Consider the following 15,814-nt stretch of genomic DNA (forward strand, 5'->3'; position numbering starts at 1 on the left):
CGCACCACGGTTCGCTGAACCGTGGCCTCATGGACACCCCAGTCCTGGCCGATGTGAAACAACGTGCGGTACTCGCGCCAGAACTCCAGCGTCATCAGGAGTTGCGCTCCCAAAGAGAGTGCAGGTGGCCGTCCAGATTTGACTTTGTTGGCATGGCGTTCTTGCAACACGGTCTCCATCTCTAGAAATGTTTCAGGGTACACACCAGTGCGACGGCGAAAACTCGTGCGATTCAGCTTCAGGGCCTGATGATATTTTAGCGTGCCAACCATCCCCTACCTTAGCGCACGACTTTCGCAAGAGGTCTATTTTCCGTTCGCCTCTTCACGCCTGCCGATGCCCCGGCCTGGGTGGCGATCAGCAATCCGGTCATGGGCCGACAGACCACTGCCGGGGCTTTGCTGGCTGAGGACCACGAGCGCGCCGCCGCGCAGCAGATCAACTGCCGCTGGGTGGCCGAGGCAGAGGGGCAGGTTGTCGGGATCGCCCACCTCTTTTTCTTCGCCTTCAATTCTCCCGGTTTCCTGAGTGCGCAGGTCATGGTGGCCCCCGAACAGCGGGGCCGGGGCGTGGGCCGCGCGCTGTGGCAGACCGTTCAGGCCGAGGCTGGGCGGCTGGGCGCTTCAAACCTCTCCACCGGAGTTGCGGACACCGATGAGGACAGTCTGGCGTGGGCGGCGCGGCGCGGCTTCGTGCAGCACCTGCACCGCTTTGTCTCCAGTCTGGACCTGATCGCGTTCGACGAATCCCCGTTTCACGTCGATTCAGAGCGGGCAGCGGCGCAGGGCATCACGTTCACAGACATGGCAGGCGTAGATGAAACCATCCTGGACCGCTACCTGAATTTCGTCGCGGACCGACTGACCGAAACCCCCGATCTGGCCGGGCACCCGCGCTGGCCGCTGGCCCAGGTGCGCGAGATTCTGCGCCTGGACAGTGATCCGCGCCCCGACTGGCTGGTGCTGGCGCGTGGGCCGGGCGGCGAATGGCTGGGCCTCATGGCGATGGTTTTGGTCTTCGGCGGGCAGGTGGCCTACAACGAACTGACCGCTGTGCATCCATCTGCGCGGGGGCGCGGGCTGGCGCTGCCGCTGAAGCTGGAAGCCATCCGCCGGGCGCGGGCAGCGGGGATTAGCACCATGCGGACCAACAACCACAGCCGGAACGCGCCCATGCTGGCGGTGAACAGGCGGCTGGGTTTCGTGTCGCTGCCGGGCCAGTTTGAGCTGCACCGGCGCGGGGTGTAACAGGAAGGCTGGCCACCTCTGAAGGTCTACTTGCCGCCTCGGCCTTCCAACTCCCAACTCGTCCTGAGCGTTTTGTCCAGCACGCGCACGCTGCCTTTGCCTGCGCCGCCGCCCTCGGCCACCGCGAACGTGCCGTCGGGCAGGGCGATCACGTCCATCGGGTGCGCCAGAGGCATGGGGTGGACCTCACCGCTGATCAGATCGATGCGTGTGAGTTGTCCGGCGCGGTCCGTGACCAGGGCCACGCTGCCGTTGACGCCCAGCTTGTCCGGGTGGCCGGGCAGGGGCCAGCTTTTGATGATTTCACCGTCTGCACCCAGGCGTAGCAACCTTCCCGCCACGTCCAGCGCCAGCACGGTGCCGCCCGCCTCCGGGGCCAGGTCCACGGGTGCGCCGCCCACCACCACGCGCTTAACAACATTCAGGGTGTCGGGGTCCAGCAGGCAGACCTCGCCGCTCAGGTGGTGCGTGACGAACAGCTTGCCGCCCGAGAGCAGCACGCCGTCCATCACGTCGGCCAGCGGCATTCCGTCCTCGCGGGCCACCGTGATCTGTTGCTGCGGGTCGCCCAGCCGGCCCACCGAGCCGCGCACGGTCTTGAAATACACGCGCCCGCCGTCCGCGCCGCTGGAGGCGGTCAGCCCCGCCACGCCGTCCGGCACGGGATAGCTGCGGACCACCTTCAGGGGATTGGTGCCCACTTCCAGCACGCGGTCATTGGCGGCGTCGGCCAGATACACCCGGTCTCCCAGCCGCACGCCCTGTGTGAACCACGACGGCTGCGCCCCGTCTGAACGCAGGCTGGCCGTGACCTGATCGCCGCGCAGCAGGTTGAGGGTTCCGCCCCCGTCGTTGCTGGCCACCAGCAGGCCGTCCGCCGCCGCCACCACCACCGCCGGGTCAGGCAGCGTGGCCGCCGTTCCGCGCGAGGGCGTCAGCAGCGCCCCGAAGGCCAGCAGGCCAGAGACCGCCGCCGCGCCCAGCATCAGCGGCCACCAGCGGCGGGAAGCGTGTGGGCGGGCCTGGGCTGCCGGGGCCGCAGTCTGGGTGTGCGTCCGGGTCTGGCGGGCCGCGCTCAGCACCTGCGTTTTCAGGTGGGCAGGCGGCTGCATGGGCGGTACGCCTTCCAGCAGGGCGGCTTCCAGCTCCAGCAGCAGCTTCAGGTGGGCGCGGCACTCAGGGCAGCCTTCCAGATGGGCGCGCAGTTCGGGGGTCAGAGACTGGCCCAGGCCGATGCGTTCCTCCAGTTGCTGCTGCACCATCTCGCAATGCTGCGCGTCATTTACATTCATCTCAGACCCATTCATTCCAGCCATGTCTCCACCTCCTTGCCCAGTCCTGCCTTTTCCAGCCCCGACTTTTCCAACACCACGCGTAGATGTTTCAGGGCGTAATTCAGGCGGCTCTTGACCGTTCCCACCGGCACGTTCATCGCGCCCGAGATCTCCTCGCGGGACTCGCCTGCCAGATACGCCCGTTCCACCGTCTCGCGGTGGGCCGCCGAGAGTTGCGACAGGGCGGCGCGAATCTGCTCGCGGCGCTGGGCGTCCTCGCTGCGGGCCACTGGCCCCGGCCCGCTGTCTGGCAGGGGCAATTCCGCGCCTTCCTCGGTAAACAGCGGCAGGGTGGCTTTGGTTGCCCGCAGGCGGTCCAGCGCCCGCGAACGCGCCATGACCAGCAGAAAGGTCTTGAGGCCCGCCCGCGCCGGATCGTAACTTTCGGGGCGTTCCCACAGGCGCAGAAACACGTCCTGCAACACTTCCTGGGCCGCCGCGTCGCCCAGCAGACGGTTCAGCACCCCGAACACCGCCCCGGAATGCTGGTCATACACCTCCGAGAGTGCCGCCTCGTCGCGCTGGCGCAGGCGCAGGGCCAGCCGTCCGTCGGTGTCTGGCAGAGGCGTTTCCAGTGGTTCGGCCTGAGTTGCCTGGAAACGGCCATCGCCCCGCTCCGCCGCCGTCTTGGGCGGGGAGCGCAGGGAAAAGCGAGAATCAGGCACGGCCATCCACGTCATATCCAGCATACGGGTCCGGGGGCTGGGAAAGTTCAATGGGCGCTGAAGGCGTGGGATTCTGGGAGGAGGGTGTGGCTTCCCGTCCTCAGTTGACCCGGCTGCCCTGCGCCTGCCGGACCGCGTGCCGGGCGGCCTCGCGGATCTCGGCGTCCTGCCCGTTGGCCAGGGTGTCCAGCACCTTGCGGTAGCGGTTCTCGACGTCGGCACGGTCCGCCGAGTTCTCGATATTGGCCAGCGCGTCCTCGCGGACCAGTTCGGCGTGATGGCGGATCACGGCGCGGCGCTCGTCGTCTTTCAGGCACGAGGCGGTGGTGCCGAGGACTTCCAGCATGCGGACCATCACGCTGGGGCTGCCCTTGCCGTACTGGCGGATCATGGAAAACATGCTGTTGGTCAGGCCGCTGAAGTCGGTCACGGGGACCACCAGCCGCAGCACATGGTCTTTGTAGTACACGCCGTCCGGCCAGCGGCGGTCCTGCAAACTGCACAGCGCGTCGCCGAAGCGGTCCACCACGTCGATGGCCGTCACGGGGTCGTTCACGCCGGGGCTGAGGGCGCGGGCGGCCACTTCCGAAAGCTGGCGCACGCTGTATTCCAGGTCCTGCCCCACGGTGCGGCGGTCTCCCAGACTCAGCGCGTCCATCACATCTCTGGGCAGCCGGGGCACGCCCACCGCGATCACCGAGTTGGGAAACACGTAGTCGCCGGGCCGGACGTGCAGCAGCAGGGCCACATCCGCCTCCCCGGCCTTTTTCAGCAGCAACTCATTGTCGGTCAGTTGCAGGTAGCCGCCGCTGGGCGCGTGCAGCACCTCGCCGCCCGCCCAGAACTCCGGCGGGGGGGCCACGGACAGGTCGCGGTCCGGGTCCTCCCTGAGGGTGGCCTTCATCAGCGAGTCGCGCATGTCGTCTCGCAGCAGATTGGCCACATGGGTCATGTTGATCGAGGCGGTGACGTGCGCCAGGTAATACACCAGCATGGCGACGCTGGCGAGGGCCAGCCCCAGCGCGAAGGTCACGTTGTAATGCGGCACGAAGACCTGATCGTTGCTGCCCGTCACCGAGCGCAGCGTGTACAGCGAGAAGGCGAAGGTGGCAATAAACGTGCCCAGCGTGATCTGGTTGCCCCGGTCCCGTGTGAAATTGTCCAGCAGGCGCGGCCCCATCGAACCCGCCGCGTAGGAAAGTGCGGCGATGGTGATGGAAAAAACCGTCCCCGCCACACCAATGCTGCTGCCCGCGATGGCCGAGAGCAGACTGCGCGAGCCGGTCTCGCCGCCGCCATACACGAAATGCAGGCCCTTGGGCACGCCGTAGGTTTCCTCGGCCTTGATGCCCGCCTCGGCCAGAATCAGCGCCAGCACGGTCATGATGGCGGGCAGGAACCAGAATTCCTGACTGATCTGGCGCAGATGCAGCCAGGTGCGTTTCATGGCTGCCGGGCTTCTGGCTGGGGCCGTGCCTGTTCTGGACTTGGCTGCGTCTGCTCCTGATTCTGCTGCGCCTCGCGCTGAACCCCCTGTCTGCTCCGGGGATTGTCCTGGCGGGCGGGCCAGCCCTCGCGCTGCTCCTGGCGGTTGCCGTCCGTCGTCTCGGTCTGATCGTGAAACAGCACCTGCTGGGTGGGAAAGGGCAGATCGAATCCGGCGGCGGGCAGGACATTTTTAATGGCCTCCAGCACGCTGTCCTGCGCCTCCACGGCCTCCTTGCGAATCGGCGGATCAATCCAGAAGCGCACGTCCAGATTCACCGAGAAGTCGCCCAGTTCCCTGACCAGCACGTTGGGGGCGGGGTCTTTCAGCAGGCCGTCCAGCCCATTCAGGGTGTCCAGGATCAGTTTGCGGGCCGCCGCGATGTCGTCGCCGTAGCCGATGCCCACCGTGACCGACAGGCGGCGCTGGGGGTAGGCGGTGTTCACGGTCACGCGGTTGGTGTACAGCTCGGAATTGGGGATGACCACCCGGCGGTTGTCGTAGGTCCGCAGCAGCGTGGCGCGCACCTGAATGTCCTCCACCACGCCCTCGTGATCGCCCGAAACGATCTGGTCGCCAATCCGAAAGGGCCGCGTGACCAGAATCAGGATGCCCGCCAGCAGGTTCTGGAAGATGTCCTTGAAGGCAAAGCCGATGGCCACGCCGCTGACGCCCAGCGCCCCGAACAGCGAGGCGGCGGTCAGCGTGGGGAAGATCACGGTCAGCGCCACCAGCACGCCCACCGCCAGCACCAGCCACGACACGATGCGTGAGAACACCAGCGAAATCCCCTTGGACTGCCCGGCGCGCTGCGACAGGCTGGTCACGGCATTGCGGGCAATCCGGGCGATCAGCAAAAAGATTCCGAAGACCAGCAGGCCGATCAGGATGTTGGGAATGGTGACGAGAAAGCTCTGGACGAGGTTCTGCACCCGCGTCCAGACGGCGCTCAATTCGAGATTCATGCGGTCATCAGGGTACTGTGCGGGCAGTCAGCGGCGTGTTCGTGCCTGTTCATGTCCCTTTGACCGTTGGCCGGATCTCGCGGCTGATGCTGCCGCCCTCCGGCTCCTGCACCACGCTGATGCGCCCGCCGGATTCCAGCACCGCGAAGGCCACGCCCTCCACGCTGTTGACCCCCGCGCTCCGCAGTTCCTCATTCAGAATCGCCTCCGAGACGCGGGCGCGGCGCATGGCCTCATGGCGAATCTGTCCGCGTTCCACCAGCACCACCGGGCCGTTGTCAAAGACCCGCTGGGCGCGCTTCGAGCGGGCGCTGAGGGCCGACACCGCCGCCTGCAAGCCCACCAGCACCAGCACGCTCAGGCTGCTTTCCACGATGCTCTTGCCTAAAATCGCGCTGGCGACCAGCGAACCCGAGGCCACATTGGTCAGAAAGTCATACGAGGTAAAGGTGGCGAAGGTCCGTGACCCGAAGGTGCGGGCCAGTACGACGATGTACCCGAACAGCAGCAGCGTGCTGAGGACGATCCGCACCACCAGTTGCACGGACCAGCCGTTTTCCGGGGTCAGCAGATCGATGAAGACGGTCCAGAGAAGTTCCATACGGCAGTCTGCGGGCTGGGCGCGGCGGGGCCGTGTGCCGGGCGCAGAGGCGGGCCTCACCAACGGGGCAAATGGGAGGAGCGGCCTGCGCCCCGCGCGGGTATGCTGGCACGATGACCGCGTCCGACACCGACATGCCCGACGTGCCCACTGCGGCGCGCGTGGCTTCTCCCCAGCTCGACAACTACATCACCGGGATCATTGAACGCGATCTGCAAAGCGGCAAGTACGCGGGCGTCGTGACCCGTTTCCCGCCTGAACCCAACGGTTACCTGCACCTGGGCCACACCTTCGCCAGTTTTCTGGACTTCCAGACCGCCGTGCAGTATGGGGGCCGCTACCACCTGCGCCTGGACGACACCAACCCCGAGGGCGAGTCCCAGGAATTTGCCGAGGGCATCATGGCCGATCTGCGCTGGCTGGGCTGGGACTGGGGCGAGAATCTGTTTTACGCCTCCGACAACTTCGAGCGCTATTACGGGTACGCCGAACAGTTGATCCGGCAGGGCGACGCCTACGTGGACAGCGTGAACGGGGGCGAGATGGCCCGTCTGCGCGGCGACGCCCACACCCCCGGCACGCCCAGCGAGTACCGGGACCGCTCCGTGGAGGAAAACCTGGGTCTGTTCCGCCGCATGCGGGCCGGGGAATTCGCGGACGGCGCACACGTCCTGCGCGGCAAGATCGACCTGTCCAGCGCCAACATGAAGCTGCGCGATCCGGTGCTGTACCGCATCAAGCGCGCGTGGCACTACCGCGCTGGGGACGCGTGGTGCATCTACCCCATGTACGACTTTCAGCACCCCCTTCAGGACGCCATCGAGGGCGTGACCCACAGCATGTGCAGCCTGGAATTTGTAGACAACCGCGCCATCTACGACTGGCTGATGGAACGGCTGGCCTTTGCCCCGCGCCCCCACCAGTATGAGTTTGGGCGGCGCAGCCTGGAATACACGATTGTCAGCAAGCGCAAACTGCGCCAGCTCGTCAATGAAGGCCATGTCAGTGGCTGGGACGATCCGCGCATGCCCACCCTGCGCGCCCAGCAGCGGTTGGGGGTCACACCGGAAGCGGTGCGCGCCTTTGCCGCCCAGATCGGCGTGAGCCGGACCAACCGCACCGTGGACATCGCCGTCTACGAGAACGCCGTGCGCGACGATCTGAACCACAAGGCCCCCCGCGTGATGGCCGTGCTGGACCCGGTGCGCGTGACGCTGGGGAATCTGGATGAGGCGCGCACCCTCCAGATTCCGTACTGGCCGCATGACGTGATCGAGGCGTCGGCGGACGGTCTGGTGGCCCTCCCCAGTGGCGAGCGGGTTGCGTCTGAACAGGCCGTGCGCGACGTGGCACTGACCCGCGAACTGTTCATCGAGCGCGAGGATTTCAGCGCCGAGCCGCCCAAGGGCTACAAGCGCCTGACCCCCGGCGGCACGGTGCGCCTGCGTGGGGCGGGCATCATCCGCGCTGATGAATTCGAGACGGACGAGTCCGGCAACGTGACCCACATCCACGCCACGCTGCTCGAAGAGGGTGCGAAGGCAGGAGGCGTGATTCACTGGGTCGGCGCGGAAAACGCCATTCCCGCCGAGTTCCGCCTGTATGACCGCCTGTTCCGCGTTGCCAACCCGGAGGGCGAGAACCCGGACGACATCGCTCCCGACTTCGATCCCGAACAGCCCGGCCACGAGAGCGGGCCAGTTGATACTGGATTTCTGCGCTACTTGAACCCCGATAGCCTGCGCGTCACGCGCGGTTATGTGGAGGGCAGCGTGGCGAACGATCCCCACGACACCCGCTATCAGTTCGAGCGGCAGGGCTACTTCTGGCGCGATCCGGTAGACAGCCGCGCGGATGCCCCGGTCTTCGGGCGGATCATCACCCTGAAGGACGCCTGGGCGCAGACGCAGAAGGCCGAGAGCAGCAAGCCGAAAGGGGAAAGCCGGAAGCCGAAAGCGGAAGCTGTTGTCGCAGGCGGCGTGCAACCTGCCCTGACCCCGGAGCAGGAAGCGGAAGTCACGCGCCTGACGGGTCTGGGTGCTGCCGAAGGGGACGCGCGGACCATTGCGCGCGACGAAACGCTGCTGGCCTTCCTGACCGATGCCGCGCCGGGCGAGAGTTTCGCGCAGGTGGCGTCGTGGACGGTCAACGATCTGGCGACGCCGCTGCGGGCCGGGGAGGTCAAATTGAAGGCCGCCGATCTCGCGCCGCTGGCGGAATTACTGGCTTCGGGCAAGGTCACGACGCGCGTGGCCCGCGACGCCCTGGCCCGCGCCGCCGCTTCCGGCGAGACCCCCGCCGCCCTGATCGAACGCGAGGGCCTGAGCGCCGGGCTGGGTGAGGCCGAACTGGAACGTATCGTGGCCGGGGTGCTGGAAAAGAACCCCGCCGAGGTGGAAGCGTACCAGGGCGGCAAGACCGCGCTGCTGGGCTTTTTCACCGGGCAGGTCATGCGTGCCACCCAGGGCAAGGCCGAACCGGGGCGGGTTGCAGGCGTGCTGAAAGGGGCGCTGGCGGCGAAGTAACACGGGCGCTAGTTGCTGCCGAATCGCTCGAATCTGGCCTCAACCAGACTTGGGCAAGAAGAATCTGCGGCAGGGTTCCAGCCCCGTCACGGTCACCGTTATCTGTTGATTGCGTTCCCAGTCCTCGCGCGTCAGGCGCAGGCGGTCTGAGACGACGGGCTGGCCGTCCAGCACATCCCGCGAGATGCCGCCCTGGCGATACCCCAGCTTGCGCGAGACGCCCTGGGAAGCCGCGTTGTCCTGAAACACTTCGCTGAGGGCGGCCACCGCGCCCAGTTCCGCGAAGGCCAGATGCAGCAGCGCGGCGCGGGCCTCGGTTCCGAACCCCTGACCCTGAAACTTCATGCCGAGCCAGGAACTGGTTTTGACCTCTCGCAGAATGGGGAAATCGCGCCCCCGCAACGACACCATGCCGACAGGCTCGGCCCAGTCCCAGACTCCACGCCTCTGGCCGCCACTGCCCACGCGTCAGCCAGTGCTGCTGGATCACGTACAGAGCGCGCTCCGAGGGTGGGAGGTGCGTCCAGGGCGTCAGAAACGGGCGCTGATCTGGTGGGTGGATGCTTTTTGCGGCGACATCGGCAAGGGCCGCGAGTTCCCCGTCATCCGGCGGACGCAATTCCAGGCGTGGCGTCTGGATTCGCAGGGCGGCCAGGGGCCAGTGATCGGTCAACACCTCAGCAGCGTAACCGTTCCCTGGCACAACCGTTTCCCGACAAGGTGCGCGCTAAACTTGCCCTCAATCCAAGTTCTGCCGAGGTTCCGCATGTCCATTCAAATTCAAAACTGCCGCTTCCTGTGACCGCCAACCTTCCCCTCTCCGGCATCCGGGTGGCCGATTTCACTCGCGTCCTGACTGGCCCCTTCTGCACCATGTTGCTGGGCGATCTGGGCGCGGACGTGATCAAGATTGAACCACCGGGCGGCGACGACACACGCGGCTGGGGGCCACCGTTTCAGGAGAGTGAACACGGGCGCGAGTCCAGCTACTTTCTGAGCGTCAACCGCAACAAGCGCAGTGTGGAGCTGGATCTCAAGACGCCGGAAGGCATGGACGCCGCCCGCAAGCTGATCGCCGGAAGTGACGTGCTGGTGGAGAACTTTCGCCCCGGTACGCTGGAACGCCTGGGCCTGGGCTGGGAAGCGCTGAGCGCCGTGCATCCCCGGCTGATCTACGCTAGCATCTCCGGCTTCGGGCAGACCGGGCCGTACAGGGACCGCGCCGGATACGACGTGATCGCGCAGGGCATGGGCGGCATGATGAGCTACAACGGCGAGGTGGGCGGCCCGCCGCTGCGGGTGGGCGTGGCGGTGGCCGACGTCTTCGCCGGATCGCTGATCACGCAGGCGATTCTGGCCGCGTTGTTTCAGCGGGAACGCACCGGTAGGGGCGAACGGGTGGACGTGAACCTGCTGGAAAGCGTGATCGCACTGGGCAGTTCGCAGGTGGGGCGCTACCTGGCCACCGGGGAAATCCCCGTCCCCGTGGGCAATGACCACCGCTCAATCGTGCCGTATGGAACGGTGGCCTGCGGCGACGGCTTCGTGAATATCGCGGTGGGCAACGACGCGCTGTGGCGGCGCTTCTGCGCGGCGCTGGAGCTGACCGAACTGGGCGCAGACCCACGCTTTGCCACCAACGAGGGGCGCGTGAACAGCCGCGCCGAGCTGGACTCGCTGATGCTGGGCGGTCTGGCCCGCTTTACCCGCCAGGAGATCATGGAGCGGCTGGAGCTGGCGGGCGTGCCGTGCGGCCCTGTCAACAACATGGCCGAGGTCTTTGCCGATCCGCATGTGCAGGCGCGTGGCGTGGCGGTGGAGGTGGAGCATGCCTCGCTGGGCCACACCACCGTGACCTCGCCGCCGTGGGACATCGGGGGGCAGACGCTGCCTGTGCGCCGCGCCCCGCCCACGCTGGGGCAACACACGGCAGAGATTCTGGGGGAGCTGGAAGGCTGAATCTGAGGAAACCGGAGCTGTCTTTCTCTTTGGGAGAGGGGAGAAGTTCCTCCTACTCCAGCGTTTCCAGCGGCCCCAGCGCCACCACCGTCAACCTTTCCAGCGGACACAGCTTCAAGACCTCGCGCACTTCGGCGGCGGTGATGCTGGCGTAACGTTCCACCAGTTCCTGGGTCGTCTCGGCCCGCCCGGTGGCCATGTAATCCATGCCCAGCGCGAACAGGCGTCCCTGCGGCGTCTCGGCCCGCAGCAAAGTGGAGACGGCTAGCTTGCGGGCAGCGCGGCGCACGGCTGCGTCTGTAATAAGGGCGTCGGCATCCCGCAACACGGTACGGAAGATGTTCAGCACCTCCTGGGCGCGTTCCGGGTCACAGGAAAAGCCGCCCTCAAAGGCCCCGGCGTCGCGGTATTCCAGGTGGGCCAGATCGGCGCTGTCGGCCAGTCCAGTGTCCAGCAGCGCCCAGTACAGCGCGCCGTTCTCGCCGCCGATCAGATCGGCCAGCACGCCCGCCGCCTCGCGCAGAGGGTGGGTCACGCCCAGGCCGGGAGCCTCGGCGGCCACCTGCACGCGGCTCAGGTCCGGGTCGGCGATCACGCGCACCTGGGCCGGATGAACCGGGGTGGGGGGCGGCCCGGCAGTGGGCGCGGCGGCAGCGGGCCAGTCGGCCAGATTCGCCGTGGCCCATTCCAGCACCGCCTCTGAATCAAAAGCCCCCGTCAGCGCCAGCGTCACGCGGGCCGCACCGTAGCGGGCGCGGTGGTTTTCGGCCAGAGCGTCGCGGCTCAATCCCCCCACCGTCCCCGTCGTCCCCAGAATCAGATGCCCCAGCGGGTGCGTTCCCCAGTAATCGGCACGCAACTCGTCAATCACGCGGATGCCCGGTTGATCGGCGTACATGGCGATTTCTTCCAGAATGACGCCGCGCTCGGCCTCCAGATCGCTTTCTCGCAGGGCCGGGCGCATCAATTCGGTCAGGGTGTCCAGCAGCTCAGCCGTCTGTTCGGGCAGGCAGGCGGCGTGGTAGACGGTGGCCTCCTCGCCGGTAAAGGCGTTGGACTGCCCGCCCAGATCGTCCAGCCGCTCGTTCAGCACCGCAGCAGATAGGCGCTCGGACCCCTTGAACATCAGGTGTTCCAGAAAATGACTCGCGCCCATCTCGGCGGGCAATTCATCCCGCGCCCCGGTGTTCACGAAGTATCCGGCGGCGACGGTCTGTGCGTCCGGGTCTGCCTCCAGCAGCAGGGTCAGACCGTTGGGCAGAACGTGGATGAGAGGCTCGGTCACAGGCTTAGACATTTGAAGGCCCCAGCGTCACAATCGTCATGCTTGAGACTGGATCGTAGTCAGTCAGAAAATCGTTCACGCCTTCCAGTGTCAGCGCGTCCAGACTCGCGCGCAACCCGGCCAGCGGGCGCACCTGACCGAACACGGCCACGTCACGGGTCAGCGCTCCGGCGCGGGCGCGCATGGACTCTGCGCCAAAGACCACGCTGGCGCGCAGGCCGCTGCGGGCGCGGCGGAATTCGTCGGCGCTCAGGCCCTGGGGCAATCGGGCCAGTTCGGCCAGCATAACTTCCAGCGTTTCGGGGGCGCGGGCCGGGGTGCTGCCCGCATAGGCCGTCAGAAAGCCCTGGCCACCCAGCAGCACGGGCGAGGCGCTGACCGCGTAGGCCAGCCCGCGTTCCTCGCGCACGGCATGAAAGAGGCGGCTGGCACTGCCTCCAGACAGTGCCGTCAGCGCCACCTGCCACGCCAGCCAGCGCGGATCGCCAGGAGAAATGCCGGGAGCGGTCAGGCTCAGGTGGGTCTGTTCGGCGTCGGGGTCAGGCACATGAACGCGCTGCCCCGCCTGAAAGGTCGCCTCGGCCCCCGGCTGACGGCCTGGGCGCAAGCTTCCCAGCGCATCGGAAACCAGCCCCAGCGCTGCCTCTGGTTCCAGATCGGCCACCAGCCCCAGCACCGCGCCCGCCTGCCCATACGCCTCCAGATGCGCCCGCAGGGTGTCTGCCGTCAGCGCCTCCAGACCCTCCAGCGTGCCGCTCGGCGGGTGTGCGAAGCCTGCCAGCGGGGAACCGGCAGGACGGGGAAAGGTCACGCGCCGCGCCTCCAGCGCCAGCAGGTCCGTCGGGCTGTCCTGAAAGCTGTCCAGATCCTGCCGCGCCAGATCGGTCAGCACAGGGAGTTCGTTTTCCGGCAGATCGGGGCGCAGCAGCACGTCGGCCACCAGCCTCAGCGAGGCCCCCAGATCGTCCAGCAGACCAGAGACGCCCAGCCGCGTTGCTTCTGGCCCCACGCCGCCGCCCCGGCGCACGCCCAGATCATCGAAGGCGTCCTGGAGGGCGCGGGCGTCGCGGCCCGCCGCCCCCTTGAACAGCCACTCCTCCAGCACGCCAGACGAACCTTCCTGGCCCACCGGGTCATGGGCGCTGCCCACCGGAAGGCGCAGGTCAAAGGCAAAGCCCGGCCCGCTCCGGCGTTCAAAAGCCAGCCGCAGACCGCCGGGCAGGGTCCACAGTTCAGAGGCGGGGAAAGCTTGGGACAGGGCAGGCATCCGGGGATTGTAGAGGGTTGTGGGGAAATTTGCCGGGGGGCAAAGGTCAGAAAAAAAGCCGGGGCAACGGGCGTCTCTGCAACTTTTCCCTGATTCTTCCCTGGCCCCAGGGCGGCATGCTGAAACGGTGAGGCGTTTTCTCGGATTCATTGTTTTTCTGGCGCTGCTGGTTGGGGCGCTGTATCTGCTGTGGCCGCAGATCAGGAATGCCCAGCGGTACTCGGCGCTGCTGTCCGCGCCCACGCCAACGGCAAACAGCCTGCCCAATCCGCTGCCCGGCCAGAACCTGACCGACACCTGGGGCGCGGCCCGCAGCCAGGGGCGCAGCCATGAGGGCATCGACATTTTTGCCAAACGGAACACGCCCATTCGCGCCACCACGCGCGGCATCGTGTTGAATGTCGGCCCCAACGGGCTGGGCGGGCGCACGGTGATGATCCTCGGCCCCGGCGGGCAGCGCCACTATTACGCGCACATGGAGAAATACCCGGACCTGAAACGCGGCGAGTGGATCGAGGCAGGAACCGTGGTGGGCTATGTCGGGGATAGTGGCAACGCCAAAGGCACGCCCCCGCACCTGCACTACGGGATTTACACGGGCGGCGGGGCGATCAATCCCTATCTGTTTTTGAAGAAGAACTGAGCCGCGCACTGACCTCCGGCCACTCGTCCGCCGTAATGGAGAACATCACCGTGTCGCGCAGGCTTCCGTCCTGACGGCGTTGGTGCTTTCGCAACACGCCCTCGCGCACCGCCCCGATTTTCTCGATGGCCCGCTGGGAGCGGGTGTTCAGGTTGTCGGTCTTGAGCTGCACGCGCTGCATGTCCAGCGTTTCAAAGGCGTGGGCCAGCAGCAACAGCTTCATGCGGCGGTTGATCCCTGTTCCCATGTAACGCGGGTGCAGCCACGTCCAGCCGATTTCCAGCCCCGCATGCGCCGCGCGAATGTCGCCGTAGCGCGTGCTGCCTGCCAGTTCGCCGTCCACCACGATGGTGAAGGGTTGCTGATCGGGGGCGTCCAGAGCGCTCTGGTAATAGGCCGCGTCTGAAGGCGAGGTTCCCATCAGGGCCAGTTCATCGGCGCAGTCTGCGGCCAGGGCGCACAGGCCGGGAATATCTGTTTCGGGCAGGGCGCGCACGGTCAATTCACCGTCGGTCAGGGTGATGGAATGGTGCATGGCTGAAGTTTAGGGTAGATGCGGGCAGAGGTTCACACCCGTGACCAGCACCGTATGACTCCGCCGATTCAGGCGCAGCGTGGCGAACGAGGTGTCCCCAAACTCGAACCAGCCGCGTTCCATCCGCAGCAATTCGCGCAGCATAGAGTTGAGGAATCCGCCGTGAGAGACGACGAGAAGCCGCTCGCCTCCGCCCGTCCAGATCAGTTCCAGTGCCAGCAGGGCACGCGCCCGGATCGCCGCCTGGGACTCGCCGCCGTCTGCCGTGAAGGCGTCCAGCTCATGCCGGAAAGTGGGGATGGGATAGCGCCGCGCGGCTTCCTCGCGGCCCAGTCCGGCCAGCGGGCCGTTGTCCCATTCGCGCAGCAAATCGGACGGCACGAGCGGCACAGCCAGCGCGTCGGTGACGATACGGGCTGTTTCGTGGGCGCGGGCCAGGGTGGAGCAGTAGGCCCGGTCAAATTCGGGCGGATGGGCAGCCCAGTGCGCGGCCAGCGCCTGGGCCTGAGCGCGGCCCACCTCTGTCAGTGGCGAGTCGTAACGGCCCTCGTGAACGTCCTCGTCGTCGGCGCGGCTGCGTCCGTGGCGCAGCAGGGTCAGGTGCAACCCACTCACGCTGTCCTGGTCGCCACGATCACGCGCTCCCGGTGACTGACCTGAACTTCGGCGCAGCACAGGCGCGCGTCAGAGAACACCGCGTCCCGCAGCGGATCGCCCGCGTGTAGCGCTTCAGGCAGGAGTGCGGGCGGGCTGAGGTCATCCAGCACCAGCACGCCGCCGGGACTCAGGGCATCCACCAGCCGGTCCACCGCCTCTTTTCCCGGTTTGCAATCCGCGAAGATCAGATCAAAGGGACCGCGTTCCAGAGCCGCCGTCCAGTCGCCGTACAGGACCTCGGCACGGGCATCAGCATTCAGCAATTCCCAGACCGTTTCGGCGCGCAGGGGATCGTTTTCCACAGTAGACCTCTTGCGAAAGTCGTGCGCTAAGGTAGGGGATGGTTGGCACGCTAAAATATCATCAGGCCCTGAAGCTGAATCGCACGAGTTTTCGCCGTCGCACTGGTGTGTACCCTGAAACATTTCTAGAGATGGAGACCGTGTTGCAAGAACGCCATGCCAACAAAGTCAAATCTGGACGGCCACCTGCACTCTCTTTGGGAGCGCAACTCCTGATGACGCTGGAGTTCTGGCGCGAGTACCGCACGTTGTTTCACATCGGCCAGGACTGGGGTGTCCATGAGGCCACGGTTCAGCGAACCGTGGTGCGTGTTGAAGATGCCCTGATACAAAGCGGGAAATT

At 66.6% G+C, this 15,814-nt stretch carries 16 protein-coding genes and 1 pseudogene; 5 read left to right on the plus strand and 12 right to left on the minus strand.

What is annotated here, in order from left to right; translation table 11 throughout:
* Positions 1-272, minus strand: a 272-nt coding sequence (locus BOO71_RS29105) for a transposase family protein (RefSeq protein WP_368482891.1), incomplete at its 3' end; no start/stop codon positions are given.
* A gap of 54 nt (positions 273-326) precedes the next feature.
* On the opposite strand from BOO71_RS29105, the pseudogene BOO71_RS21055 reads away from it, so the two are divergent.
* Positions 327-1,247 (plus strand): annotated as a pseudogene (locus BOO71_RS21055) (GNAT family N-acetyltransferase); the annotation flags it as partial.
* Between the two features lie 26 nt (positions 1,248-1,273).
* On the opposite strand, the gene BOO71_RS21060 reads toward BOO71_RS21055, so the two are convergent.
* From BOO71_RS21060 to BOO71_RS21080, 5 genes are all read right to left on the minus strand, one after another.
* Positions 1,274-2,539 carry a hypothetical protein gene (locus BOO71_RS21060; RefSeq protein ID WP_075835745.1) on the minus strand — a complete coding sequence of 422 codons (1,266 nt, stop codon included), beginning with the start codon at positions 2,537-2,539 and terminating at the stop codon, positions 1,274-1,276.
* Positions 2,540-2,550: 11 nt separating this feature from the next.
* Positions 2,551-3,246: an RNA polymerase sigma factor gene (locus BOO71_RS21065; RefSeq protein WP_175607499.1), complete on the minus strand. Its 696-nt coding sequence runs from the start codon at positions 3,244-3,246 to the stop codon at positions 2,551-2,553.
* A 100-nt stretch (positions 3,247-3,346) separates the two neighbouring features.
* A complete protein-coding gene (locus BOO71_RS21070) occupies positions 3,347-4,693 on the minus strand; it encodes a DUF2254 domain-containing protein (RefSeq protein WP_075835749.1) in 1,347 nt (448 codons plus the stop codon).
* The gene (locus BOO71_RS21075; protein WP_075835751.1) at positions 4,690-5,697 is read right to left on the minus strand and encodes a mechanosensitive ion channel domain-containing protein; all 1,008 of its coding nucleotides are present in this window, start codon (positions 5,695-5,697) and stop codon (positions 4,690-4,692) included. Before BOO71_RS21075 ends, BOO71_RS21070 begins: the two co-directional genes overlap by 4 nt.
* Before the next feature lie 49 nt (positions 5,698-5,746).
* Positions 5,747-6,298 (minus strand): DUF421 domain-containing protein, encoded by a 552-nt coding sequence (locus BOO71_RS21080; RefSeq protein ID WP_075835753.1) that lies wholly within the window; start codon positions 6,296-6,298, stop codon positions 5,747-5,749.
* A 134-nt stretch (positions 6,299-6,432) separates the two neighbouring features.
* Here BOO71_RS21080 and BOO71_RS21085 point away from each other — a divergent pair, with 134 nt between their 5' ends.
* Positions 6,433-8,823 carry a glutamine--tRNA ligase/YqeY domain fusion protein gene (locus BOO71_RS21085; RefSeq protein WP_439823035.1) on the plus strand — a complete coding sequence of 797 codons (2,391 nt, stop codon included), beginning with the start codon at positions 6,433-6,435 and terminating at the stop codon, positions 8,821-8,823.
* A 39-nt stretch (positions 8,824-8,862) separates the two neighbouring features.
* On the opposite strand, the gene BOO71_RS28480 is transcribed toward BOO71_RS21085, so the two are convergent.
* Positions 8,863-9,234: a GNAT family N-acetyltransferase gene (locus BOO71_RS28480; protein ID WP_217694924.1), complete on the minus strand. Its 372-nt coding sequence runs from the start codon at positions 9,232-9,234 to the stop codon at positions 8,863-8,865.
* Positions 9,235-9,621: 387 nt separating this feature from the next.
* On the opposite strand from BOO71_RS28480, the gene BOO71_RS21095 reads away from it, so the two are divergent.
* Positions 9,622-10,782, plus strand: a complete 1,161-nt coding sequence (locus BOO71_RS21095) for a CaiB/BaiF CoA transferase family protein (RefSeq protein WP_075835757.1) — start codon at positions 9,622-9,624, stop codon at positions 10,780-10,782.
* A 52-nt stretch (positions 10,783-10,834) separates the two neighbouring features.
* Here the strand turns inward: BOO71_RS21095 and BOO71_RS21100 are convergent, their stop codons facing one another.
* Together BOO71_RS21100 and BOO71_RS21105 are read right to left on the minus strand one after the other, a co-directional pair.
* On the minus strand, positions 10,835-12,079 hold the full coding sequence (locus BOO71_RS21100; RefSeq protein WP_075835759.1) for a M16 family metallopeptidase: 1,245 nt from the start codon (positions 12,077-12,079) through the stop codon (positions 10,835-10,837).
* Positions 12,072-13,334 carry a M16 family metallopeptidase gene (locus BOO71_RS21105; protein WP_075835761.1) on the minus strand — a complete coding sequence of 421 codons (1,263 nt, stop codon included), beginning with the start codon at positions 13,332-13,334 and terminating at the stop codon, positions 12,072-12,074. Before BOO71_RS21105 ends, BOO71_RS21100 begins: the two co-directional genes overlap by 8 nt.
* A 127-nt stretch (positions 13,335-13,461) precedes the next feature.
* On the opposite strand from BOO71_RS21105, the gene BOO71_RS21110 reads away from it, so the two are divergent.
* Positions 13,462-13,977: a M23 family metallopeptidase gene (locus BOO71_RS21110; protein ID WP_075835763.1), complete on the plus strand. Its 516-nt coding sequence runs from the start codon at positions 13,462-13,464 to the stop codon at positions 13,975-13,977.
* On the opposite strand, the gene BOO71_RS21115 is transcribed toward BOO71_RS21110, so the two are convergent.
* Genes BOO71_RS21115 through BOO71_RS21125 form a run of 3 tightly spaced genes read right to left on the minus strand, consistent with a single transcriptional unit; the run spans position 13,946 to position 15,471 of the window.
* Positions 13,946-14,512 carry a GNAT family N-acetyltransferase gene (locus tag BOO71_RS21115; protein WP_075835765.1) on the minus strand — a complete coding sequence of 189 codons (567 nt, stop codon included), beginning with the start codon at positions 14,510-14,512 and terminating at the stop codon, positions 13,946-13,948. The genes BOO71_RS21110 and BOO71_RS21115 overlap by 32 nt on opposite strands.
* A 9-nt stretch (positions 14,513-14,521) precedes the next feature.
* The gene (locus BOO71_RS21120) at positions 14,522-15,127 is read right to left on the minus strand and encodes a histidine phosphatase family protein (RefSeq protein WP_254843241.1); all 606 of its coding nucleotides are present in this window, start codon (positions 15,125-15,127) and stop codon (positions 14,522-14,524) included.
* The gene (locus tag BOO71_RS21125; RefSeq protein ID WP_075835767.1) at positions 15,124-15,471 is read right to left on the minus strand and encodes a hypothetical protein; all 348 of its coding nucleotides are present in this window, start codon (positions 15,469-15,471) and stop codon (positions 15,124-15,126) included. The genes BOO71_RS21120 and BOO71_RS21125 overlap by 4 nt, the downstream gene beginning before the upstream one ends.
* Positions 15,472-15,602: 131 nt before the next feature.
* Between BOO71_RS21125 and BOO71_RS27265 the strand changes: the two genes are divergently transcribed.
* A partial coding sequence (locus tag BOO71_RS27265) for a helix-turn-helix domain-containing protein (RefSeq protein WP_175607336.1) occupies positions 15,603-15,814 on the plus strand: 212 nt, incomplete at its 3' end.

This window comes from Deinococcus marmoris, assembly GCF_001949125.1.
In the GTDB taxonomy this organism is placed as follows: domain Bacteria; phylum Deinococcota; class Deinococci; order Deinococcales; family Deinococcaceae; genus Deinococcus; species Deinococcus marmoris_A.